Genomic DNA, 22,480 nt, shown 5'->3' on the forward strand with positions numbered 1-22,480 from the left:
GACCCTCGGCCGCCAGCCGCTGCAACGCCTCGCGCACAGGGGTGCGGCCTATGCCCAGTTCCTCGACCAGTTGCGATTCAGACAGCACCTGCCCCGGCTCCAGGTCCAGCGCCACAATCCGTGTCTCGATCATCTCGTAGGCACGGTCGGTCAGCGTTATATTGTCGATCTTTCGCGCGCGCGGAGAAGCATTATCCAACACGTTCTCTGTGTCTTTGTTCATATTCTGCCTGTCTGTGACCTTTACTGCGGCCGTCGGAGGTGGATACTTCCTCGCCATGTGGAAATCTAAGGTGCTTCGCTCCATGCCGCAAGGCTTGGACGCGTTGCCGGCGGGTCACGACGCGACGGCGGCGCAGCATCCGGAGGCGAAGGCTGCCAGCGTCTCGGCGAGGACTCCGGGCCGCTCTGCCATCGGCACATGCCCGCACCCCTGCCACAACTCCAGCCTCGACGTGGCCAGACCAGCCGCTAGCGCCTTGCCATGATCTGGCGGGCACTCGGGATCGGCAGTGCCGTGCAGAACCAGCACCGGCACGTCGATGCTGTCCAGAACAGGACGATAATCGACCTGTGCGGCGCTCAACCACGCCCCGGCCACCGCGATATCCACCGCCGTGTCTGTCAGCTTCAACCGCTGCGCCCGGCCCCGCGCCTCCTCGACGAGTTTATCGGGCGTGTCCCCGCGGAACCAAACCGCCGGCTCAAGCCCCTCGGCGTGCAGGCAGGCGCTGGTGCTGACCAGCGCAAGCCCTGCCATCCGGTCCGGCCCGCGCCTCTGAAAATGTTCCAGCGCAACAAGCCCGCCCATGCTCCAGCCAACGAGCACGACGTCGCCCGCGACACCGTCCATCACTGCGGCCAAATCGTCTGCGAAATCCGTCATGCGATAACGCCCGGCTTCTTTTAACACGAAAGATCCGCCCCGGCCCCGCAGGTTCGGCGCGATCACGTGCCAGTCCTGCGCAAGCACCGGGATCACGGCATCCCATATTGCTTTCGTGCCCTGTATCCCGTGCACCAGCATCAGGGTGGGCCGGTCGGCGACAACGCGTCCCGCGACAGACACCTCGATCGGACCGTGCGGCGTCACCACCCACTCTTTGCGAATGCCGCTCATGGTCCGAATTCGATCACGCTGCGGATGCTCTCGCCCCGGCGCAGCTTCTCGAAACCGGCATTGATCTCGTTCAGGGTGATCCGGTCGGTGATCAGCCCGTCGAGGTCCAGTTGACTGTCCAGATATTTCCGGCACAGCATCGGGAAATCCCTTCGCGGCCGCGTGTCGCCATAGCTCGACCGGCGGATACGCTTCTCCTGCATAAGCGAGCCCCAGCGGAAACCGACATCCTTCTCGACATCCACCTTGCCCAGCCAGATCACCTCGCCGCCCGGGCGCACCGCCTCGACGCTCAGGCGAAAGGCCGGCTCGTTACCGGCGCTTTCCAACACGACGTCCGCGCCCCGCCCGCCTGTCAGGGAGCGGGCGAGTTCTTCCACGCTACCCGTCTTCGGGTTGATCCGGTGGGTCGCCCCCATCCGGCAGGCCGCATCCAGACGCGCCTCGTTCAGGTCTACGGCAACGACGTTCTGCGCCCCGCCCATCACCGCGCCCTGCACGGCCGCAAGACCTACCGCGCCACAGCCGATCACCATCGCGGTACTTCCAGCGCGGATATCGGCAACGTTCAGCGCAGCACCGACGCCGGTCATCACACCGCAGCCGATCAACGCGGCCCGGTCGAATGGCATTTCCTTGGGCACCGGGATCGCCTGCTGGTCCTCGACCACGCAATATTCCCCGAACGCCCCGAGATACATCAACTGGTGCAGGTCCTGTCCACCGGCCAGCCGCGCCCGCGGGCGCCCGTCAAAGGCAAACCCCGCAGGGCCATTGGCCACGAAGGTCTCGCACAGGATCGACAGGCTCTGGTCGCAGTAGAAACAGTCGCCGCACTTGGGGTTCCACGACAGGATCACATGATCTCCCACCGCCACGCCCTTCGCTTCGGGACCGCAGGCCGTGACCACACCGGCCGCCTCGTGGCCCAGCACGGCTGGCATTCCCAGCCGCAGCGAGCCGTCGATCACCTCCAGGTCCGTATGACAAAGCCCCGCGGCGCGGATCTTGACCATCACATCGCGCGACCCGAGCGCGCCAGGCTCGACATCCTCGATCGTCATCGCCTCGCCCGGGGCGCGCAGCACGGCGGCCCGGAACGTCTTCGGCATCCCGGGGCCCTCCGCCGCGGGTGCCGTCTTCGTGTCGTCGAGTGGGGCCGTCATGCCTGCTCTGGCTGAACCTGGACCACGGCGGCACGAACGTCCGCCTCGGTCATTTCCCAGTCGTTGCCGAAATTCGCGGTGACTTCGCGCATGAACGGCTCGGCCAGGCGCTTGGCAAGGCCCGCATCGCCGGTAACGTCATAGATCAGCGCAAAGGCCAGCTGTGTCGCCGCCACGCCCTCGAAGCTCCATTCAAAGCCCGCGTTGGTGAACTTGCAGACCTCCGCATAGTCCGGCAGATCCTTTCCGTCGACGGTCACGACAACACCGTCGATCGTCCTGTCTCCAAGATACGTCTTCATGATTTCCCCCGTGCATCGGCTTTCGAGCGCATCACTTCCGGGAAAATCCACAGCGATCCGACGCTGAACGGACCGAGAAAGACAATGGCCCATTGCGGTCCGGTCTGCCCCAGGTGTCCCATGTAGAACCATCCCCCGATGGCCGCGAGCGCCACCATCGTGGACAGCGCGATTTTGATCATGACTGGCATCTCAGCCTCCTCCTTCTGATAGTGTTTGCGGGGTCAATCGGGACCCGCGATCTTGGCTCAGGCCATGCCGACCAGCGTCCAGGCCGATGCGCCAAGCCCGGCCAGAACCACGGTCAGGCCCACGGTCCCGTCGCGCCAACGGCTCGGCCACAGGTTGAACAGGCCAGGCATGAACAGCAGGGCGAACCCGGCGATGATAACCACGCTGGTCCAACGCAGTTCGGCCAGGCCAAAGCCAAAGGTCAGGTACAGCACCGCGCCCAGCAGGACGCAGTTCGCCACCACCAGCGCAAAGCCCAGCGGCCGCTTCAGTTCGGGCCGTGTCGACAGCGGGAAGACGCCGGTCAACACGATGGCGGCCAGGCTGGCCACGCAGGCGAACAGCGCAAAGATGAAGGCTGCGGTGATATTCGGCTCGATATTGGCCATGAGGTCGCTCCGTTTGCTCCGGGATGTCTTGGTCGTGCCCGGGCCCGTCACGCGGGCCCGGGCGGAAGTCACTTACTCGGCGGGGGTCGCGTTCGTCGTCTCATCCTTGCCGCGCACCGGCGTGCGGGACACCTTGCGCATGTCCTGGCGGAGGTGCTTGGTGTCATAGCCGTTGAACAGGTGCCCGATCAGGCCACGATTCAGGTCCGACGTGCCGAACAGCCAGTCCATGATCGGGAACGTGAGGTTCATGTTGCGCTCCATCATCAGCGACTGGTCGTGATGCGCCGTGTGGTGGCGACGATTGGTGTTGATGAAGGGCATGTTGCGCACGAACCAGTTTTCCTCGACGTGACAGCAGAAATGCATGAATTCGTAGATCATGTAGATCGAGGTCGTGGTGGCGATGAACAACCAGCCCACATTGGCCGTGAACAGCCAGCCCATCACGATGGCACCGGGGATCGAGATCAACGTGAAGGCCGCCAGCGCATAGGGCGGGAAAAAGGTCACGCGGTAGTCTTTCTGGTCCGCGAACCGCATCTCCACTTCGGTAAAGAACTGGTGATGTTGCAGGGTGTGCCGATTGTAGACCGCGCGTGCGACCGGGTTCTTCGACGGCCGATGCATCACGTAGCGGTGCAGCCACCACTCGAAGAAGTTGCAGAACAGGAAGACCAGCGGCACCGTAAGCCATTCCAGCGGCGTCACCTGGTTGAGGTTCGCGGTATAGATGTAAAGCGCGGTCAGCCCGATCGTGTAGATGATCACGATATGCAGGAAACCGTTGTACCAGCCCGCCACGCGCTGCCGGTAGTTGGCCCGGTACTGGCGCTGGCGTTCGGTCATGTTGGTGTCTTGAAGTTCCATGGTCAGCCTCCGATATACCATTTCTCGATGTGTGATATATTAGAAATATGTTTATGTCAAATACAGTCTTCCAGTTGCCTTGCAAACGTATCCGGGCCGTCAAATACGGTCGAGTGTCGGGATCAATAGCTCGCAAGCATTCCCTGCAAGCTCACTCGGATTGCGACAAGGCAAACAAGAGGCAAGCCGCAAACGGGCAGCGTAGGCACCGCCCCTGCTCCGTTCCGCGTAGAAGCTGTAAATCGAAAATCCGGACCAGATAGCACGGGTTCAGCCGAACTGTGCCCTACCAAGCCGACCAGCAATGTTTCCATCCACATGGAATGCGCTTCTTTGCCGGAACGGCGACCATTGGACCGGCGTACTCATTTCACCACACAAGGAGGATCGCGCACAAACATGCGCGGTCCCCATGAGTTTGCGCAATTTACCTATAACCGTGCACGAGTCGGATAGATGGAGGCTCATAAATTGAACCGTCCCGATGCTGCGCAAGTACAACATGGCCTTCATGCTCATTTCGCTGGCGGCCAGGGGTGTCTTCGTCTTGACCAGCACGTTCCTCTCGGCGCACGCGCAGCGCGCGACGCCCGCGCGCCTCAGGCCTTGCCCGGTGGGCCGCTGGTCCCTCGAACCATTATCTCCGTCGGGATAAGCGCGCCCGTGTCGACCTCCTCTTCCGAGGTCGTGAGCCGCACGATGGCCTCTGCCGCCTTCGCGCCGATGGTGCGCGCCGGGATGCGCACCGTGGTCAGCGACGGTTCAAACTCCTTCGAGCCGTTGAAATCCCCAATCCCCGTGACCGTCATCTGCCCCGGCACCGCAATCCCGCCGCGCATCAGCGCGTGCAGTGCGCCCCAGGCCAACACGTCATTGCCGCAGACGATCGCCGTCGGCAGGTCGCCTTCTGCAATCAGCGCCTCCACCGCGCTTTTCGCTGTCGCCACGCTGTAGGGCGCCACCAGCCGCCACGCCTCGGGTATGGTACAGCCCACAGCCTCCAGCGCGTCAGTCACGCCGGCAAACCGCAGCGACGCACGGTCATTGCCGCCAAGCGGCGGAAAAATCGCGGCAACGCGCTTGTGTCCCAGGGCAGCAACATGCGCCCCGATCAGGTATCCAGCCTGGTAATTGTCCGCCCCCACGCAGGGAAACGCCGCGTCCGGCGAGAAGCTCCAAAGCAACAGCGTCGGCATGTCCTGCTGCGCAAGCAGTTCCAGCGTGTCCTGCGCGTGCTCGATCCCGATCAGGGCCACGCCGTCAACCCGATGCTCCAGCATCTTGCGCGTCAGCGCATATTCCCGGTCCAGGTCGAACCCGTGCGAGGCTAGCAGGATGGTAAACCCCAGATTTTCCACCGCCTCGGAAAAACTCTGGATCAGTTCGGCAAAGATCGCCTGGTCCACCGTGGGCACGATCAGCCCGATTGTGCCGCTGCGAATGCCGTGGATCGTCTGTGCGGCGCGGTTGCGGATATAGCCCAATTGCCGCACCGCGGCATCTATCTTCTTCCGAGTCGACGCCTTCACCAGATCAGGGTGGTTGAAGCTGCGAGACACTGTCGAAGGCGACACCCGCGCGGCCCTTGCCACGGCGATGATATCTGTCTTTTTTTTCATTTTTTCAAACACATATGTCGATTTCAGCAGGGAGAAATGAAAACATTTGCAATATTATTTTCATTCCATACCCTTTCAATCCTCACGCGACAAGCCACTGGGAGGTGACGGCTTGGAGTTCCTGCTCTACTTCGGCGACGTATTCTCGCCATTCAACTTCATGCTTCTGCTGATCGGCACGATTGGCGGGCTGATCCTGGGTGCCACGCCGGGCCTGTCGCCGACCATGGCCGTTGCCTTGCTGATCCCCTTCACGTTCAAGCTCGACGCAACGCAGGGTCTGATCCTGCTGGGGGCAGCCTATACCTCGACGGTCGCCGGCGGCGCGGTCAGTGCTATCCTGCTCAAGATTCCCGGCGCCCCGGCCAACATCGCGACCACTCTCGACGGGCATACCATGGCCAAGAACGGCCAAGGCGCCCGCGCGCTGCAACTGTCCTTCATCTCCTCGGCGATTGGCGGCGTCTTCGGCGTGATGCTGTTGATTTTCCTGACGCCAGTGCTGGCCCAATGGGCGCTGGCCTTCGGACCGTCGCATCTCTTCTGGCTGGCTATCCTCGGCGTCACGGTCATCGGCTCGCTCGATTCTAGCTCCGTGGTCAAGGGTCTCCTGTCGGGGTGCATCGGGCTGTGGCTCGCAACCATCGGCTTTGACGACGTGATGGGTGCGCAGCGCTTCATCTTTCATTCCAGCGTGTCGGGAGGAATCAACATCATCCCGGCTCTTATCGGCCTCTTCGCCATCCCGCAGGTCATTACCATGTTCGCCAGAGGCCGGCAGCAGCATGGGGCCGAGGTCATAAAAGTCGAAAAAAGCCCGATCATGGAGTCCATCCGCGAGGTTTTCCGCCGCACCCGCGCCCTCGGTATCGGCACGATGACCGGCTCGTTCATCGGGCTCATCCCCGGCGTCGGTGGCCAGATCGCGGGGCTTGTCGCCTATGACCAGGCCCGGAAGACCAGCCGCGAGCAAAAGAAATTCGGCACCGGCCACAGCGAAGGCGTGATCGCCGCCGAAAGCGCCAACAACGCTATGGTCGGCCCCTCTCTGGTGCCTTTGCTGACCTTGTCTATCCCCGGCTCGCCGACCGCTGCGGTGCTGCTGGGCGGCCTGCTGATCCACGGCATCTTCCCGGGCAGCGACCTGTTCGAGAACTATCCCGATGTCGCCTGGACCTTCATCAACTCGATGCTGATCGGCCAGATACTGATGTGCATATTCGGGCTTTACGTGGCCGGGCTGGCCGCCCGCGTGGCCCAAGTGCCCAACGCGGTTATGGCCGCCGTGGTGCTGGCCCTCGCCGTCTTCGGCAGCTACTCGGTCCAGAACTCCATGGGCGATGTCTACATCATGGCCGCCCTCGGCACCGGGATGTACTTCCTCGAACGCTTCGGCTTCTCGGCCGCGCCGCTAGTGCTTGGCCTCATCCTCGGCCCCATCGCCGAGGCCAATTTCGTGCAAGGCGCCATGATCGCCAACGCCACCTCCAGCATGGCCGGCTATTTCTTTACCGGCGCGCTGAACCTCACGCTGATCACCATCGTCTTGGCCTCCATCGCCTACTCGGTCTGGATGGAGCTGCGCCAACGGCGCTACCTCAGCAAGGAAGACACACTCGAACGCGAGGAGCAGCCGTCATGACCAACCTGCCCCGCACCCAGCACATCCTCGCCAGCGGTCTGGTCGCGCTTGTCGGAATCTGGGTTGCCTGGCTCAGCTTCACCGGCGAGCCCGCCCGCGCCTTCCTATTTCCGCGCATCATCTCGGTGGTCTTCGTGGCGCTGGCCGTCTGGACCTTCGGCAAGGCGCTCCTGGGCAAGACCAAGGTGGGCCCCGGCCTCAGCCGCATCGCGACCCTGAACATACTGCCCGGAATCGTGGTCATGCTGATCTACGTGTTCTGGGCAGCGCAGACACTGGGCTTTTACACTGCGTCCACCATCGCCTTTTTCATCCTGCTGTCCCTCTACGACCCCGCCCCACACGGCGAGATCCGCACATGGGTCAAACGGGTGCTGATCACGGCCGGTTTCCTGGCCGTGATGTACGGTCTCTTCGCGCTGTTGCTCGGGGTCTTCACCCCGCGAGAGATCCTATTCTGAAAACCAAGAAGCGAAAGACAACTTTCCAAGGGAGGAACCACCAATGAAGAAACTGATTGCAGCCGCATCCATCGCGCTCATGGGCCTGGCCGGCGCCGCTCCGGCACAGGACAACTACCCCGAGCGCCCCGTCATGATGATGGTCAGCTACGGCGCCGGCGGCGCCACCGACTTCCAGGCCCGCATCGTCACAATGACGGCCGGCAACGAAGACGCTCTGGGGATGCCCATCGCCATCGTCAACAAGCCCGGCGCGGGCGGCCGCGTCGGCTGGAACTGGCTCGCGACGCAGGTCGATGCCGACGGCTACACCCTGGGCGCCTACAACGTGCCCCACTTCATCGCCCAGTCCATCGAGGGCGGTGTCGAATACAGCACCGACAGCTTCGAGCCCATCGCCAACTGGGGCGCCGACCCGGCGGTCTTCGTCGTCGGTGCCGACAGCCAGTTCAACTCCATGGAAGACGTGGTGAACTACGCCAAGGAAAATCCCGGCGGCCTCACCTTTTCCGGCGCCGGGCTCTATGTCGGCCACCACATCGCGGCGCTTCAGCTTGAAAAGGCCGCGGGCGTCAAGCTGGCCTACATCCCCAACAACGCGGGTGGTGCGGGCGCCATGAAGGCCGTCATCGCCGGCGACGTGCTGGGCGGGGTCAACAACCTGTCCGACGCGTTTCGCGCCGAAAAGGCCGGCAACGTCAAGATCCTCGGCGTCTTCGACAACGAGCGCAGCGACTTCCTGCCCGATGTTCCGACGATGAAGGAACAGGGCTATGACATCGACAACGCCTCGGTCAATTTCCGCGGCGTGATGGTGCCGAAGGGCACGCCCCAGCCGATCATCGACAAGCTGGCCGAGATCGTCCCCACCATGTTCGAGAACGATCGCGTGAAGGGAAAGATGGAAGCGGGCGGTTCGCCCATGCACGTCATGACCCGCGACGAGGTGATCGAGATGTGGGCCGCCCGCGAGGAAACTCTCAAGGAACTGCTCTCCGGTCTCTGACCCCCCATGCCACCGGGGCGCGCGCCATCAATTGCGCGCCCCTCACCAGAAAGGTTTTGCATCATGAACGCCCCTGACCCCATCGCAGACCTGGATGCCATCATAGCCCGCGCCCGCGCCGCCCAAGGCCGGTACGAGGCCGAAGGCAGCCAACAGCGCTACGACCGCGCCGCAAAGGCCGTCGCATGGGCGATCATGGAACCGGACCGCAACCGGGAACTGGCCGAACTCGCCGTGAAAACCACGGGGCTCGGGAACGTGCCCGACAAGATCACCAAGAACCACCGCAAGACTCTGGGTCTAATGCGCGACATAAAGGGCGTCACCACCTATGGCGTCATCCGCGACGACGCCGCCACCGGCATCACAGAAATCGCCCGCCCCAAGGGCGTGGTTGCCGCTATCGTGCCCTCGACCAACCCCGCCGCCACGCCCGCCAACAACATCATCAACGCGCTGAAATGCGGCAACGCCATCGTCGTGGCCCCCTCGCCCAAGGGCGTGCCCAGCTGCGAGAAACTGCTCGAATTCATCCACGCCGAGTTCGCCAAGATCGGCGAGGATCCCGACCTTGTCGGCATGGTCCCCGCGCCCGGCTCCAAGGACAAAACACAGCGCCTCATGGAAACCTGCGACATGGTCGTCGCCACCGGCAGCCAGAACAACGTGCACCGCGCCCAGACCTCCGGCACACCCGCCGTCGCCGTGGGGGCGGGCAACGTCACCGTCATCGTCGATGAAACCGCCGATCTCGACGCCGCCGCCGAAAAGATCCGCGCGTCCAAGACCTTCGACAACGCCACGTCCTGCTCGTCCGAGAACTCGGTCGTTGTGGTCGAGGCCGTGCGCGACGCCTTCCTCGCCGCCATGGCACGCGCGGGCGGCGCTACGGTCGAGGACGAGGCCGCCGTCCTCGCCGCCCTCTGGCCCGACGGGCATCTCAACCGCGAGGTCATCGCCCAGGACGCCGACAAGATGATCGACGCGCTGGGACTGTCGGGCAAGGTCCCCGAGGGCACCGAGTATATCGCCGTGCCCACCGCCCGCATCGGCCCGGAAAACCCGCTCTCGGGTGAGAAACTCAGCCGCGTGCTTGCGCTCTATTCAGCGAAGGATTTCGGCGACGCCCTCCGCATCACGCGCGACATCCAGCTGTTTCAGGGCGCGGGCCACTCCGTCGGCCTGCACAGCACGGACGACACGCGCCCTATGACGCTGGCCCGCGCCATCCCCACCAGCCGCATCATCGTCAACCAGGCTCATACCTTCGCCACCGGAGGCGCCTTCACCAACGGCATGCCCTTCTCGCTCTCCATGGGCTGTGGCAGCTGGGGCGGCAACTCCATAGACGAGAACGTCCATTGGAAGCATTTCCTGCAATCGACCAAGATCGTGCGCGAAATTCCAGCCAACGAGCCCACGCTCGAGGATATCTTCTCCGACTACTGGAAAGCCACCGGCCAATGAAGCTGCGCTGCGACACACCGCCCGAAGGCACCGTTCGTGACTGGCTTGCCGCCCGCGCGGATCGGGGCGGCACCGCAATCGTCTTCCCCGAGGACGGAACCCGCCTCGACTGGCCTGCCCTGCGGGACGCCGCCCTCGCCTTCGCCCGGGCACTGACAGCCCGTGGCGCGGCCCGCGGCGAAAGCGTCGCCATCGTCGCCCCCAACAGCCGCGACGGGCTCACCGCCCTTTACGGCGCGCTTGCGGGGGGCTTCCGCGCCACCATGATCAACCTCGCGGCAGGCCGCGATGCCATAGCCTACGCGCTCGAGCATTCCGAGGCCCGCTTCGGCTTCGTTCACGACGCCTGTGCCGATCAATTCGCCGCCGCCAACGCCACCAGCGTCATTCCCGTCGCCCTTTCCGAACAGGCTGACGCCGACCTGCACGATGTCGCCCCCCACAACCATGCTCTCCTGATGTACACCTCGGGCACCACGGGCCGCCCCAAGGGTGTGCTGCACACCCATGCCAGCCTTCTGGCCGGGGGCTGGACCACCGCCATCGCCCACGACCTCTCCCAGGCGGACCGCGGCTTCTGCATTCTGCCGATCTACCACATCAACGGCCTCTGCGTGACCGTCATGGGCAGCCTTGTCTCAGGCGGCTCCCTCGCCGTCACGTCGAAGTTCTCCGCCTCCCGCTTCTGGCATCAGGCGGCACAGGCCCAGGTCACGTGGTTCTCCGCCGTACCAACCATCATCTCGCACCTGCTGCACGGCACTGACGAGCCCAGCCCGGAGGTCCGCAACCGCCTTCGCTTCGGTCGCTCCGCCTCCTCGGCGCTGGCGGTCGAGACGCAATCCGCCTTCGAGAGCCGCTTTTCCGTGCCCCTCATTGAAACCATGGGCCTCACCGAAACCGCCGCCCAGATCCTCTCCAACCCACTGCCCCCCGCCACACGCAAGATCGGCTCCTCGGGCATCGCCTATGGCTGCGACATCCAGATCCAGGACACGACCGGCGCCCCCGTACCCGCGGATACGGAGGGCGAAATCACCGTGCGCGGCGCCAACGTGATGCAGGGCTATCTCAAAAACGCGCAAGCCACCCGCGACACGTTCCGCAACGGCTGGCTGCGCACCGGCGACCTCGCCCGCATGGACGCCGAAGGCTACGTCTTCGTCACCGGGCGCCTCAAGGAACTAATCATCAAGGGCGGCGAAAACATCGCCCCCCGCGAAGTGGACGAGGCGCTTTACACCCATCCCGATGTGATCGAGGCCGCCGCCTTCGCCAGGCCCTGCACCACCTATGGCGAAACCGTCGAGGCGGCGGTGCGCGTTCGCGACGGCTCCACCCTCAAGAGCGCCGACCTGATCGATATCTGCCGCGACCGTCTCGGCGCGTTCAAATCCCCCGACGAGATCCACTTCCTCGACGAACTGCCCAAAGGCCCCTCGGGCAAGATCCAGCGACTGAAACTCGCGGAAATCCTCGAACCCGCCGACCGCTGACGGCACATCCCCGTCTCGACCTGCACCCAACCTTCAGCGTTCCGGGAATACCTCTCCGAACACCCGTCCCGGGCCAGACCCGGGACCTCTTACGTCTCTTGGCAAGAGGCCGCGGCTCGGGGGCCCGGGCGGAACATGCGAACGGCACCATTCCGCGATGCCTTACGCGGCCCCGCTCGCTCTATACGGTTTTGCTCTATGGGTGCTGCACAGCATCGAACCTGCCCCTGGGGTTGCCGGGATGGGTATGGGCCTCATCTTCGTCGCCCGTGGATACTGATGGTTCACATGGCGCAGTGGCATCGGCTAAATCTTTCGCTCATCGATGTAGGCTATGGCACTGTGGCCACGGCACTCACGGGAGTGCGATTGGTATGCGGTCTAAACTTAATTTGGCTGAACGCCTGAATGAATTCATTCTGCCAGCGCGCGCATCACTTCTATCAGGTCGGATTTGCCTTCAAAGCCGATACCGGGCAGTTCAGGCATGAGGATGTGCCCCTTTTCGACCTGCACCCCGTCTGGGAAGCCGCCGTAGGGCTGGAAGAGATCCGGGTAGCTTTCGTTGCCGCCCAGACCGAGCCCAGCCGCGATGTTCAGTGACATCTGGTGGCCGCCGTGCGGGATGCAGCGCGACGGCGACCATCCGAGTTCGTTTAGAACATCGAGCGTACGCAGGTATTCGACAAGCCCGTAGGACAGCGCACAGTCGAATTGCAGCCAGTCCCGGTCGGGCCGCATCCCGCCATGGCGTAACAGGTTGCGCGCATCCTGATGCGAGAACAGGTTCTCACCGGTCGCCATGGGACCGGGATAGAATTCAGCCATCGCGGCCTGAAGCTGATAGTCAAGCGGATCACCGATTTCCTCGAACCAGAAGAGCGGGTATTGCCGCAGCATCTTGGCATAGGAGATCGCGGTCTCGAGATCGAAGCGCCCGTTGGCATCCACGGCCAGTTGCGCCTCGGTTCCGATCTCCGTCAGCACCGCTTCGATCCGGCGCTGGTCTTCGTCGATGGACGCGCCCCCGATTTTCATCTTCACGACGTTGTAGCCGCGGTTGACGTAGCCGCGCATCTCATTGCAAAGCGCGGTGTCGTCCTTGCCCGGATAGTAGTAGCCACCGGCGGCATAGACGAAGACGCGCGGGTCCGCCTCGCGCCCCTTGCGGTCGGCCAGCAGGCGGAACAGGGGCTTTTCCTCGATCTTGGCAATTGCGTCCCAGACGGCCATGTCGATGGTGCCAACCGCGACCGAGCGTTCGCCGTGGCCGCCCGGCTTTTCGTTCTGCATCATGGCCGCCCAGACCTTGTGCGCGTCCAGATTGCTGCCCTCGTCGTTCAGGAGCGATGCGGGTTCTGCCTCGAGGATGCGGTCGCGGAAGCGCTCGCGGATGAGACCGCCCTGGCCGTAACGGCCATTGGAGTTGAAGCCATAGCCGACCACCCGGCGTCCATCCCTGACCACGTCCGTCACGACGGCCACCAGGCTCGCCGTCATCTTGCTGAAGTCGATATAGGCATTGCGGATGGGTGACGAGATCGGCTTGGTCACCTCACGGATATCAACGATTTTCATGGGCGTGTTCCTTGTTCGGGCTTGCTGTCGCCTTGGTTTCTGGCACGTACGCTTGGTAAGCGGAGGCCTAATATCACGGCAGCGGAACGTGCAGAACGTAGCGGAAAAGAGCGAAGAACGCGATCATGACCGCCGCGCCACTGCCAGCGTAGAGCATTGCAGTCATCGGCGTCCATTTGTCATGCATCGCCGCGACGAGGCCGCCCGCGAAGGCGATGGCGCCACTGGCCAGAAAGCCGATATGAGGGATGGCGAGGCATCCCGCGAACATGGCCACCATCAACAAGACCCTGCGCCACCAGGTGCCGGTTCCGAAGCCGCCGCTATCGCTCGGATGCAGGAAGCGCGTGACCAGCGACAGCCCGGCCGTCAGGATCATCAGGATCGCGACGGTGCGGGGAAACACCTGGCTGTCACGGTCGGAATACCCCGTGGTGTCATAGAGCGCGACGATCCCCATGATCACGAAAAGCGCGGAAATCACCAGCGATCCGATATGGCCTTCCCGGTGGCGTTGCTGGTCTGGCATCAGGTCTGCTCCCGTGCTTTCTTGCGGCGCCGCCTGGCCGTGTAGAGCGGCAGAAACAGGGTGATCAGCGTGAATGCGATAATCCCCTGCGAGATGGGACGCCCGAAAAACATGCCGAAGAGGTTGCCCGTGGCCGAACCGATGGTCCAGCCCTGTACGAAACCCTGTTCTGCAATGGGGCCCAGGATCAAGCCCAGCACGATGGGCGAGGCGGCGAAGCCGAAGCGTCCCACGACCCAGCCAAAGACGCCGAGGCCCAGCATCAGGATCACGTCAGTGACGCTGTTGCGGATCGAGAAGGTGCCGATGATGGTCATGAAACCCACCGTCGGCACGAGCACGGCCTTGGGGATATTCACGATCGACTTGTAAGCGTAGCGCCCGATCAGAAGGCCCGCGGGCAGCATCAGGACGGTGGCGATCAGCAGGCCGTAGATGAAGGTAAAGACGATAGAGCCGCTCTGGGTGAACATCGTGGGGCCGGTACGTACACCCTGCACCAGCAGGGCACCAAGCACGATGGCATCGGGCGGCGTGCCGGGAATGCCCAGAACCAGCGTCGGGATAAAGCCGCCGCCCACGGTGGCGTTGTTGGCGGATTCGGTCGCGAGGATGCCGTCGGGTTCGCCCTCGCCGAATTTCTGGTCGGGCTTGCCGGTGCGCTTGGCCTCGGAATAGGCGACGAGCCCAGCGACCGAGCCGCCCGCGCCGGGCAGGATGCCGATCAGGGTCCCGATGACCGACGACCGGATCAGGTTGAACTTGGAGCGCGTCGCGATGCGGAACGCCTCGCCGATGCGGACCGAGCGCACGTCCTCTTCCATCTTGAGGTGGCGGTCGGGCGTCGCAACAAGGTCGATCAGCACCGGGATACAGTAAAGCCCGATCAGCGCGCCGATAACGCCGAAGCCGCCGACCAGCATCTGGCTGCCGAAGGTAAGCCGGATATCGGCCGAAACCTCGGCCACGCCGACGGTGGAAAGCAGCATGCCGAAGGCGCCACCCGCCAGCCCCTTCATCAGGTTCCCGGTGGACAGCGACGCGATCAGTGAGAGACCGAAGATCGACAGCCAGAAATACTCGATCGGCCCGAAGGCCAGCGCCACCTTCGACAGGGGCGGCGCCAGCAGCAGGAGCGAGAACGCCCCAACAAGCCCACCGACAACCGAGGCGAAGCAGGCGAGTGCCACCGCGAGGTCGCCGTCCCCGCGCTTCGCCATGGGGTAGCCGTCAAACGTGGTGGCGATTGCCGAGGGCGTGCCGGGCGTGTTCAGCAGGATCGCCGCGTAGGCCCCGCCATAGATTGCCCCGGTATAAATCGCCCCCAGCAGGATCAGCGCCGAGGCGGGATCCATGCTGAACGTGATCGGCACCAGCACGGCCAGCGCCATCGTTGCGGTAAGGCCCGGAATCGAGCCGACGATCGTGCCCGCCACGACACCGAACAACGCCAGGACCAGGTTGAAGGGTGTCAGGGCGGACAGGAAGTGACCGAATTCCATGTGTCGGGCCTTTGCGCGGTCAGCTTATTCGATCAGTCCCGCTTCGCGCGCATCGCTGAGATATTCCTCGCTGCGCGCGGCCATGAAATCGTCCATGCCGTCCGCCTCGACATCCAGCATCGCAAAGCCGTTATCCAGCATCTGCTGACGGAACTCGGGGTCGTTGTTGATTTCGGCGATCATGTCAGACCACATTTTGGTGACCTCGTCGCTGGCGGAATTGGGCAAGGCGATCCCGCGATAGGCGCCGCCCACCATGTCATAGCCCAGCTCCTTGAAAGTCGGAACATCCGGGAAAAGCGGATGACGTTCTTCCATCGCGACGGCCAGCATGCGAACTTCTTCGCCCTGCGTCGCGGCGACGGTGGAATAGCCCCACTCCGCCTTGACCTGGTTGCCAAGCAGAGCCGTCACGGCCGCGCCGGTGCCCTTGAAGGGAACGTAGGTGGTCTGGATTTCGGCCATCTTGTCGAACTTGATATGCGCAAGGTGGTTCGCTGTGGCCTTGCCCGAGCCCGACATGGTGACCTGCGCCGGATTCGCCTTGGCGTCCTCGACCAGGTCTTCAAGCGTCTGGTAGGGGCTGTCGGCCCGCACGATGATCGCATCCGGCGTGAAGTGGAACATGTGGAAGACGTTCAGGTCTTCGGTCTTGAACCCCACATCCTTCTGCGCCGGCTTGATGATGATATGGGGCAGGTTGACGCCCATGATTGTCTGACCGTCATCGCTGAGGCCGTTAAGCGTGGCCCAGGCGACCGCGCCACCGCCGCCGGGCTGGTACGAGATCACCATGTCCTGGCCGAACGTGTCCTTGAAGAACGGTTGCTGAAAGCGTGCGGAAATGTCGGACTCTCCCCCGGGTCCGAACGGGATGATATAGTTGACCGGCCCGTTGAGTTCGGCGGCAGCGGCACCAGTTGCCAGCGATGCGGTCACGGCCAGCGCCGCGCTCATCTTCAGAAATGTTCTCTTCAGCATGTATTCCTCCCAGAGTTGCCTACTATCGGCGTTTTCGCCGTCTTGATTATGCGTTGGCCTCCTTCAACGCGTTCATGAACCGGTCGCGGATCACCACCGGATCGGTCGTGATGACCGAAACCGGGATGTTCCCGCTTTCGCATTTGCACACGATTATGGTCATCTTGTCACCGTCCAGCGCGTCTTTCATGACGGCTGCGCAGTCTTCGGCCTGGCACTCGATGACGTTTTCGCACCCGCAGGCCTCCGCCACCCTGGCCAGCGACGTCTTCATGCCGGCATAAGTCGGCTGGTCGCCGGTGGAGCCATAACTGCCATTGTCGATGATCAGCAGGATGAAATTGTCGGCCACGTTGTTGGCGATGGTGGGCAGCGTGCCGAAATTGGTCAGGACCGAGCCGTCACCGTCGATCGAGATCACCTTTTTCGACTGGGCCAGGGCCACGCCCAGCCCGATGGACGAGGCGAGACCCATGGTGCCCAACATGTAGAAATTCGTCGGCTGGTCATCCAGCATGTGCAATTCCTGGCTGGGCAGGCCGATATTGCAGACCACGAAATGATCCGAGATCAGCGGGACCAGCGTGCGCAGGACGTCAGATCGGATCATGTCAGTACCCTTTCCAAAAGGTGGCATCCGTCAGGATCGCGACCGGTTTGTTGCACATGAAGGTATATTCCAGGATCCGGTCCAGTTCTTCGGCGTCGGATTCATGATGGAAGTGATAGGTCGGGATGTGAAGCTGATTCAGCAGCGCCTTGGTGTGCACCGCCATTTCCACCTGGCAGGCCACCGGCTCGCCCAACTCTCCGCGATAGGAGATCAGCATGGGCAGCGGCATGCGGTAGAACTGTGTCAGCGTCACCAGCGTGTTGATCGTCACCCCCAGGGCGGTGTTCTGCATGATGATCGCGGACCGCTTGCCGCCCATGAAGGCGCCGGCGCAGATGCCGATGCCTTCGTCTTCCTTGTTCGCGGGGATGTGATGGATGTCCTCGCATTGGTCAATTTCGGCAATTACACCGGCAAGCTGTTTGCACGGGACCGTCGTGACCAGTTTGACGTCGTTCTTGACCAGATCCGCGACGATCTTTGCGTCGATGCTCACGCGCAGGCCTCCCCCTCGATGCGTTCATGTTCCACGATCTTGCGCGATAAGAGAAGCTTTAACAAACCAACATTCTTTTCTCATTTGTAAATCTCTGCTTTAGTAAAGCGCGCCTTTGGTCCTGCTATGAAAGCGTTCTGCCATGTCGATCACGCTATTCAAGACCCTTATCGCCGTCGCCGAGGAAGGCAGCTTCAATGCCGCGGCAGACCGCGTCTGCGTCACCCATGCGGCGGTGGGCCAGCAGATGAAGCGACTGGAAGAGACGCTGGGCGTGGCGCTCTTCGACCGCTCGCAGAAGTCCCCGCGCCTGAACCAGCTGGGGCGCGCCATGGTGCCCAAGGCCAAGGAGGTCGTCGCCTCCTACGAGACGATCCTCGACGACCTGACCGGCGATCCGCGCCTGATCGGGGATATCGTGCTGGGGGCGGTGCCGTCGACACTGCGCGGGCTTGTGCCCAAGGCGATGAAGGGGCTGATTGGACAGTATCCGGACCTGCGCATCCGGTTGGTGCCGGGGCTGAGCCCGACCTTGCAGGAGATGGTCGAGACCGGCACCGTCGACGCCGCGCTGGTCAGCGAGCCAAGCCGGACGCCGGCCACGATGACCTGGATGCCGTTCGCGGTGGAAAAGCTTGTGCTGCTTACCTCGGTGGAAGTAACCGAAACCGACCCCGAGCGCATCCTGTCCGCCAAACCCTTCATCCGGCACAGCGCGCTGTCGGCCATCGGGGTGATGGCCGAGGATTGGCTGGCGCGACGCAGGCTGAAGGTGCGCGACATGATGGAGATGAGCTCTCTCGACACGATCGCGAGCATGGTGGCGCATGATCTGGGCGTGTCGATCGGCCCGGATTTCTGCGTTCCGGACCCGATCTTCGGCAGCCTTCGCAAGCTGTCGCTGGGGCCCACGGCGCCGTCTCGGACATTAGGCATTCTGAGCCGGGCGGATTGCTCGAAATACCGGCTGGTCGAGCGGTTCCTCGACGAACTCATCGAGACTGTCGAGGCCCATGGCGGGCGGACGGTTTCTAAAGAGATGGCTTAGATAATCGCAAATTATCTTGCCTTGCTAAAGGCCGCTTTTGCCACAGAATGAGCCCGAACGAGGATCAGACGACAGGAGCACCGGGCAGTTGGTGGCGTTCAAGACCGTGGATGACAGAACACTGAATGATATCAGGGCGATCGTCGGGGAGACCGCCTGCAAGTCCGGTCAGGATGCCGCGCGCTATTACGAAGACCCACGCGGCAGCTTCACCGGCAAGGATTGTGTTGTCGTCCTGCCCGAAACCACCGACCAGGTGTCACAGATCGTCCGGCTGTGCAACGCCGCCGGCATCGCGATCATTCCCTATGGCGGAGGCACAGGCGTGGTCGCAGGACAGCTTTCGCTGGACAGCGACGCGGCCATCATCCTGTCGCTGGAGCGGATGAACCGGGTGCGCAGCGTGTCGCCGGATGATTTCGTGATGGTCGCCGAGGCCGGCTGCGTGCTGGAAAACATCCACGCCGAGGCCGCACGACACGACCTGATGTTCCCGCTCAGTATGGCGTCGAAGGGCAGTTGCACCATCGGCGGAAACCTGGCCACCAACGCGGGCGGCATCCAGGTGCTGCGCCATGGCAATGCCCGCGACCTTTGCCTGGGGATCGAGGCGGTAATGCCGTCGGGCGACGTGTTGGAGGAGTTGAGCCCCCTGCGCAAGAACAACACAGGCTATGACCTGCGGCACCTTTTGATCGGCAGCGAAGGCACCCTTGGCATCATCACCGCCGCCAGCCTGACCTTGAAACCGCTCGACCCGGAGGCCGTGACCGCCTTTTGCGCCATCTCGTCACCGGCGGATGCGTTGCGGACCCTGCGCACCCTGCGCAGGGCCATCGGCAATCGCATGAACGGGATGGAGTTGATGAGCGGTTTCGGCGTGGACCTCGTTTGCGCGCATTTCCCGACGCTGAGGAAACCCTTTGCCGAGGATCATCATTGGTACCTGCTGATCGATGCCGCGGGGAACCCGGGCGTGCGGGATGAGACCGAGGCGGCGCTGGCGGACTGTATCGAGAAGGGGTTCATGCTCGACGTCGTGATGGCCGAATCCGAAGCTCAGCGCAGCGCACTCTGGTCGCTGCGCGAGCATACGCCCGACGCCAACCGCAAGACCGGCGCGTTTTGCAGCAGCGATACCGCGGTGCCGATCGGCCAGATCGAGGCGTTCGTGTCGGGGACGCATGCGGCGATCACCGGCGTTCACGAAGGGCTGCGGACGAACAGCTATGGTCACATCGGCGACGGGAACATTCACCACAACGTCTTTCCGCCGGAGGGCATCGCCAAGGCCGACTTTTTGCAAGCTCACCCCGCCATCGCCAACCGCGTACGGGAGGCGATCAACGAAGCGACTTTGGCACTGGGCGGATCGATCAGTGCCGAACACGGGATCGGTCGCCTGAAACGGAATGATCTGAAGCGGCATGCAAGTGCCAGCAAGATGGTCCTCCTCCGACAGATCAAGCAGGCCATCGACCCGAAAAACATCATGAACCCCGGCGCACTTGTGGATTGGAGCGGCTGCGCGGACTGAGACGTCAGTCCCGGCAAGACGCTCAAAAGAGTTCGGAAGACTTTGCATAGTCCAGCTTGGGCCGTGAGTGACGCTTGGGAAGGACAGCGAACAGTGGCCCCTCTTGCGAATGGTTGTTTGCCACGATGGGCCGATCCTGCGCGAACCGGCCCTTTTCGATAGGTGTCGGAGGCAAAGCACCAAGCGCCGCCTCAGAATGCCTGCGTGAGCGAGACCCTGAACGTCCGCCCCGGCGCCTTGCGCGTGGGCGAGGACAGATGCCCGACATAATTCTTGTCGAACGCGTTCTCGATCCCGAACCGCACCTCGGTATCTTCCAGCCAGTTTGTCTCGGGCTTCCAGGTGGCGCGCAGATTATGCACCGTCGTGTCGCCCAGATCCGCGCCCAGCGCGTCGAAACGGTCGGCGACATGCACAATCTCCCAGCTGAGGTCGAGGTCGTCACCGACCCGCTGGCCGACCGTCAGTTGCAGCCGGTCCGCCGCACTATTGCGCCAGGTATCGGAGGTGCCGTCGGGGTTGTATTCCCGCCCCTCGCCGACATGCCCGGCGAAATCGACATAGAAACCGCCCGCCGTGCCATAGGACGCCTCAAGCTCCAGCCCCTCGGTCGTCACGCCGTCAAGGTCGGTCCCCGTCGCTCCGGCCACCGTATAGGTGGTGATGTCCCACAGCTTCGTCTGGTAAAGGTTGCCGCGCACGGTGAACGAGTCGCCTCCTGCGAACACGTCGGTGCCGGTATAGGCGGCACCGATCTCGAACGTGTGCGACTTTTCCGTCATGGCCAGCCGGCGCTGCGAGGTGGGCGTGGAATCAAGGTCATCGATAAGCGGCAGGCCTTCGGTATAAGCGGCGCTGCCGAACACCGAGATCCCGTTGCCGAAATCATAGGCCAGCGCCAGCCCCCCCATCAGCGCATCGTTGCTGTAGCTGTCGGGCACCCCGGCCAGCGGCGCCGAACTTTCGATCCTTGAGCTTTCATAGCGCAGCGCCGGCGTTACCGTCACCGGGCCGATCGTCATCTCGTTCACCACGAAGGCGGCAAACCGGTCATCCGTGCCGCCCGGTGCCGCGGCCGCGTCAAGGCGCTTTTTGTGAATACCTTCGATCCCGGCCAGCATGTCATGCTCGACCTGCCCCGTCGTGAACAGCGCCCGGTTCGAGAGGGTCAGCTTTGTCGTCTCGTAACGGTTGTCGGCACAGATCACGCCAAAGAACGGATTGGCGCAGAACACCGCCACGGGCTGTCCGCCCTGGAAGGGCGAGCTTCCGTCGATATAGGTCGTGTCGATCTTCTGGTCGGCATAGGACAGGTTCGCCCGCAGGTCGATCAGGTCGTTGACCGGGTTGAACCGGTATTCGACGGTCGTCTGTTTCGTGTCGGTGATGCGGTCGACCCGGCCAAAGTCGCCCGATGTCGTCTGGAACTGGTCATAGGGCACGTCCTTGTCGTCGGCCTCGGTCCGTGAATGGCTGAACATCAGCGAATGCGCATCGTCCTGACCAAAGGTGAACCGGGCCTTGGCCAGGAAGGACGGCGTCTCGAACGAACTGTTGCCGATCTTCGTGCCGTCCCCGGCCTCCAGCGTGCCCTGCTCGCGCCAGGTGTAGTTCAACAGGAACTCGGCCCCCTCGGCGGGCATCCACGCAAGGTTCGTCGAACTGGTGAACCCATGTCCGTTCGAGCTGAACTCCAGCGTCTGCGACCCGCCAAACCCGGGCACCCCGCCGGTGAAATCCGACGCGTCTTTCGTCTCCAGCTTCACGACGCCCCCCACGATGCCGGAGCCATAGGCGAAACTGCCGATCGTGCCGCGGATCACCTCGACTTCCTTGTAGAGCAGCGGATCGGTGAAGAGCTGCGTGCCCAGCCGATAGATCTCTTCCGAACCGACCGAGGCGCCGTCGATCTGCACGGCGATCTTCTGGTCCGAACCGTAAGTGGTGTTGGCCCCGAACCCGCGAATGTTGATCCCCGACCCCTGCGGCGTGGTGCCGTTCACCAACGTCACACCGGGAACCGAGTCGATCAGCTGCGCGACGGTGCTGGCCTGCCGGTCCTTGATTTCCTCTTCGTCGACAACGGTCCGCGGCAGCGCGGTGCCGAATGTCAGGTCCCGTTTGCCGGGTGTCAGGACCAGGGTCCCCAGAAAGCCGGGCTCGTCCTGCGCCATGGCCGTTCCGGCCAGGGACAGGCAGACGAGCGCGGTCGTCCCACGCATGAATGTGGTAAGCATGAACGCCATCCTTGTTGCACGTTTGTAACCGGTGCTTGCGAAGGGCTGGCGCGGTAGATTGATTGGTTTGCGGTGAAGGTCACCACGATGGGTTGCACCGTTACTCATAACCAAGTAAAACAGTCAAGTAATTTATCGACAGCCACGCTCCAAAGCATCGCGAGCCAAGCCATCGGACCCACCTTCACTC

The 22,480-nt window shown here is 63.1% G+C and carries 22 protein-coding genes; 7 read left to right on the forward strand and 15 right to left on the reverse strand.

Annotated features, from left to right (window positions below; translation table 11 throughout):
- The 8 genes from C2I35_RS20810 to C2I35_RS20845 form a co-directional block, all read right to left on the reverse strand.
- On the reverse strand, positions 1-223 hold a 223-nt coding region (locus C2I35_RS20810), incomplete at its 3' end, for a GntR family transcriptional regulator (RefSeq protein WP_146050103.1).
- 114 nt (positions 224-337) lie between these two features.
- Complete coding sequence (locus C2I35_RS20815; protein ID WP_103764969.1) at positions 338-1,120, reverse strand: alpha/beta fold hydrolase; 783 nt, start codon at positions 1,118-1,120, stop codon at positions 338-340.
- Positions 1,117-2,286: a Zn-dependent alcohol dehydrogenase gene (locus C2I35_RS20820; protein WP_211286205.1), complete on the reverse strand. Its 1,170-nt coding sequence runs from the start codon at positions 2,284-2,286 to the stop codon at positions 1,117-1,119. The genes C2I35_RS20815 and C2I35_RS20820 overlap by 4 nt, the downstream gene beginning before the upstream one ends.
- Entirely contained in the window at positions 2,283-2,588 is a 306-nt protein-coding gene (locus C2I35_RS20825) for a DUF6166 domain-containing protein (RefSeq protein ID WP_103764970.1), read from the reverse strand. Before C2I35_RS20825 ends, C2I35_RS20820 begins: the two co-directional genes overlap by 4 nt.
- Positions 2,585-2,779, reverse strand: coding sequence for a hypothetical protein (locus tag C2I35_RS20830; protein WP_103764971.1), 195 nt, complete (start codon positions 2,777-2,779; stop codon positions 2,585-2,587). The genes C2I35_RS20825 and C2I35_RS20830 overlap by 4 nt, the downstream gene beginning before the upstream one ends.
- 57 nt (positions 2,780-2,836) lie before the next feature.
- A complete protein-coding gene (locus tag C2I35_RS20835; RefSeq protein WP_103764972.1) occupies positions 2,837-3,208 on the reverse strand; it encodes a hypothetical protein in 372 nt (123 codons plus the stop codon).
- A 72-nt stretch (positions 3,209-3,280) separates the two neighbouring features.
- Entirely contained in the window at positions 3,281-4,078 is a 798-nt protein-coding gene (locus C2I35_RS20840) for a sterol desaturase family protein (RefSeq protein ID WP_103764973.1), read from the reverse strand.
- 599 nt (positions 4,079-4,677) lie between these two features.
- A complete protein-coding gene (locus C2I35_RS20845) occupies positions 4,678-5,697 on the reverse strand; it encodes a LacI family DNA-binding transcriptional regulator (protein WP_103764974.1) in 1,020 nt (339 codons plus the stop codon).
- A gap of 112 nt (positions 5,698-5,809) precedes the next feature.
- On the opposite strand from C2I35_RS20845, the gene C2I35_RS20850 reads away from it, so the two are divergent.
- From C2I35_RS20850 to C2I35_RS20870, 5 genes are all read left to right on the forward strand, one after another.
- Entirely contained in the window at positions 5,810-7,339 is a 1,530-nt protein-coding gene (locus C2I35_RS20850) for a tripartite tricarboxylate transporter permease (RefSeq protein ID WP_103765023.1), read from the forward strand.
- Positions 7,336-7,800, forward strand: coding sequence for a tripartite tricarboxylate transporter TctB family protein (locus C2I35_RS20855; RefSeq protein ID WP_103764975.1), 465 nt, complete (start codon positions 7,336-7,338; stop codon positions 7,798-7,800). The genes C2I35_RS20850 and C2I35_RS20855 overlap by 4 nt, the downstream gene beginning before the upstream one ends.
- Positions 7,801-7,843: 43 nt before the next feature.
- Positions 7,844-8,806 carry a Bug family tripartite tricarboxylate transporter substrate binding protein gene (locus C2I35_RS20860; RefSeq protein WP_103764976.1) on the forward strand — a complete coding sequence of 321 codons (963 nt, stop codon included), beginning with the start codon at positions 7,844-7,846 and terminating at the stop codon, positions 8,804-8,806.
- 63 nt (positions 8,807-8,869) lie between these two features.
- Positions 8,870-10,273: an acylating sulfoacetaldehyde dehydrogenase gene (gene sauS, locus C2I35_RS20865; protein ID WP_103764977.1), complete on the forward strand. Its 1,404-nt coding sequence runs from the start codon at positions 8,870-8,872 to the stop codon at positions 10,271-10,273.
- Positions 10,270-11,769: an AMP-binding protein gene (locus tag C2I35_RS20870; protein ID WP_103764978.1), complete on the forward strand. Its 1,500-nt coding sequence runs from the start codon at positions 10,270-10,272 to the stop codon at positions 11,767-11,769. The genes sauS and C2I35_RS20870 overlap by 4 nt, the downstream gene beginning before the upstream one ends.
- Before the next feature lie 414 nt (positions 11,770-12,183).
- Here the strand turns inward: C2I35_RS20870 and C2I35_RS20875 are convergent, their stop codons facing one another.
- The 6 genes from C2I35_RS20875 to comD all read right to left on the reverse strand — a co-directional run bounded on the left by C2I35_RS20875 (position 12,184) and on the right by comD (position 17,468).
- Positions 12,184-13,347 (reverse strand): mandelate racemase/muconate lactonizing enzyme family protein, encoded by a 1,164-nt coding sequence (locus C2I35_RS20875; RefSeq protein ID WP_103764979.1) that lies wholly within the window; start codon positions 13,345-13,347, stop codon positions 12,184-12,186.
- A gap of 73 nt (positions 13,348-13,420) precedes the next feature.
- Positions 13,421-13,876 (reverse strand): tripartite tricarboxylate transporter TctB family protein, encoded by a 456-nt coding sequence (locus tag C2I35_RS20880; RefSeq protein ID WP_103764980.1) that lies wholly within the window; start codon positions 13,874-13,876, stop codon positions 13,421-13,423.
- The gene (locus C2I35_RS20885) at positions 13,876-15,378 is read right to left on the reverse strand and encodes a tripartite tricarboxylate transporter permease (protein WP_103764981.1); all 1,503 of its coding nucleotides are present in this window, start codon (positions 15,376-15,378) and stop codon (positions 13,876-13,878) included. Before C2I35_RS20885 ends, C2I35_RS20880 begins: the two co-directional genes overlap by 1 nt.
- Before the next feature lie 24 nt (positions 15,379-15,402).
- The gene (locus C2I35_RS20890) at positions 15,403-16,359 is read right to left on the reverse strand and encodes a tripartite tricarboxylate transporter substrate binding protein (RefSeq protein WP_103764982.1); all 957 of its coding nucleotides are present in this window, start codon (positions 16,357-16,359) and stop codon (positions 15,403-15,405) included.
- Between the two features lie 46 nt (positions 16,360-16,405).
- Entirely contained in the window at positions 16,406-16,969 is a 564-nt protein-coding gene (gene comE / locus C2I35_RS20895) for a sulfopyruvate decarboxylase subunit beta (protein ID WP_103764983.1), read from the reverse strand.
- 1 nt (position 16,970) lies between these two features.
- On the reverse strand, positions 16,971-17,468 hold the full coding sequence (gene comD, locus C2I35_RS20900; RefSeq protein ID WP_103764984.1) for a sulfopyruvate decarboxylase subunit alpha: 498 nt from the start codon (positions 17,466-17,468) through the stop codon (positions 16,971-16,973).
- Between the two features lie 142 nt (positions 17,469-17,610).
- Here comD and C2I35_RS20905 point away from each other — a divergent pair, with 142 nt between their 5' ends.
- Both C2I35_RS20905 and C2I35_RS20910 read left to right on the forward strand, forming a co-directional pair.
- Entirely contained in the window at positions 17,611-18,516 is a 906-nt protein-coding gene (locus C2I35_RS20905; RefSeq protein WP_103764985.1) for a LysR family transcriptional regulator, read from the forward strand.
- A 91-nt stretch (positions 18,517-18,607) separates the two neighbouring features.
- Positions 18,608-20,053, forward strand: a complete 1,446-nt coding sequence (locus C2I35_RS20910; RefSeq protein WP_245890581.1) for an FAD-binding oxidoreductase — start codon at positions 18,608-18,610, stop codon at positions 20,051-20,053.
- Positions 20,054-20,244: 191 nt separating this feature from the next.
- On the opposite strand, the gene C2I35_RS20915 is transcribed toward C2I35_RS20910, so the two are convergent.
- Positions 20,245-22,290 (reverse strand): TonB-dependent receptor domain-containing protein, encoded by a 2,046-nt coding sequence (locus tag C2I35_RS20915; protein WP_103765024.1) that lies wholly within the window; start codon positions 22,288-22,290, stop codon positions 20,245-20,247.
- Between the last annotated feature and the right edge of the window lie 190 nt (positions 22,291-22,480).

Source organism: Roseovarius confluentis (assembly GCF_002917925.1).
In the GTDB taxonomy this organism is placed as follows: domain Bacteria; phylum Pseudomonadota; class Alphaproteobacteria; order Rhodobacterales; family Rhodobacteraceae; genus Roseovarius; species Roseovarius confluentis.

Bases quoted from the DNA above. Each gene is read 5' to 3' on its own strand.
- C2I35_RS20860 (WP_103764976.1), top strand. From the start codon at position 7,844: ATGAAGAAACTGATTGCAGCCGCATCCATCGCGCTCATGGGCCTGGCC.
- comE (WP_103764983.1), bottom strand. From the start codon at position 16,969: ATGATCCGATCTGACGTCCTGCGCACGCTGGTCCCGCTGATCTCGGAT.
- sauS (WP_103764977.1), top strand. From the start codon at position 8,870: ATGAACGCCCCTGACCCCATCGCAGACCTGGATGCCATCATAGCCCGC.
- C2I35_RS20890 (WP_103764982.1), bottom strand. From the start codon at position 16,359: ATGCTGAAGAGAACATTTCTGAAGATGAGCGCGGCGCTGGCCGTGACC.
- C2I35_RS20830 (WP_103764971.1), bottom strand. From the start codon at position 2,779: ATGCCAGTCATGATCAAAATCGCGCTGTCCACGATGGTGGCGCTCGCG.
- C2I35_RS20885 (WP_103764981.1), bottom strand. From the start codon at position 15,378: ATGGAATTCGGTCACTTCCTGTCCGCCCTGACACCCTTCAACCTGGTC.
- C2I35_RS20845 (WP_103764974.1), bottom strand. From the start codon at position 5,697: ATGAAAAAAAAGACAGATATCATCGCCGTGGCAAGGGCCGCGCGGGTG.
- C2I35_RS20815 (WP_103764969.1), bottom strand. From the start codon at position 1,120: ATGAGCGGCATTCGCAAAGAGTGGGTGGTGACGCCGCACGGTCCGATC.
- C2I35_RS20915 (WP_103765024.1), bottom strand. From the start codon at position 22,290: ATGCTTACCACATTCATGCGTGGGACGACCGCGCTCGTCTGCCTGTCC.
- C2I35_RS20905 (WP_103764985.1), top strand. From the start codon at position 17,611: ATGTCGATCACGCTATTCAAGACCCTTATCGCCGTCGCCGAGGAAGGC.
- C2I35_RS20855 (WP_103764975.1), top strand. From the start codon at position 7,336: ATGACCAACCTGCCCCGCACCCAGCACATCCTCGCCAGCGGTCTGGTC.
- C2I35_RS20825 (WP_103764970.1), bottom strand. From the start codon at position 2,588: ATGAAGACGTATCTTGGAGACAGGACGATCGACGGTGTTGTCGTGACC.
- C2I35_RS20875 (WP_103764979.1), bottom strand. From the start codon at position 13,347: ATGAAAATCGTTGATATCCGTGAGGTGACCAAGCCGATCTCGTCACCC.
- C2I35_RS20820 (WP_211286205.1), bottom strand. From the start codon at position 2,286: ATGACGGCCCCACTCGACGACACGAAGACGGCACCCGCGGCGGAGGGC.
- C2I35_RS20880 (WP_103764980.1), bottom strand. From the start codon at position 13,876: ATGCCAGACCAGCAACGCCACCGGGAAGGCCATATCGGATCGCTGGTG.
- C2I35_RS20840 (WP_103764973.1), bottom strand. From the start codon at position 4,078: ATGGAACTTCAAGACACCAACATGACCGAACGCCAGCGCCAGTACCGG.
- C2I35_RS20835 (WP_103764972.1), bottom strand. From the start codon at position 3,208: ATGGCCAATATCGAGCCGAATATCACCGCAGCCTTCATCTTTGCGCTG.
- C2I35_RS20870 (WP_103764978.1), top strand. From the start codon at position 10,270: ATGAAGCTGCGCTGCGACACACCGCCCGAAGGCACCGTTCGTGACTGG.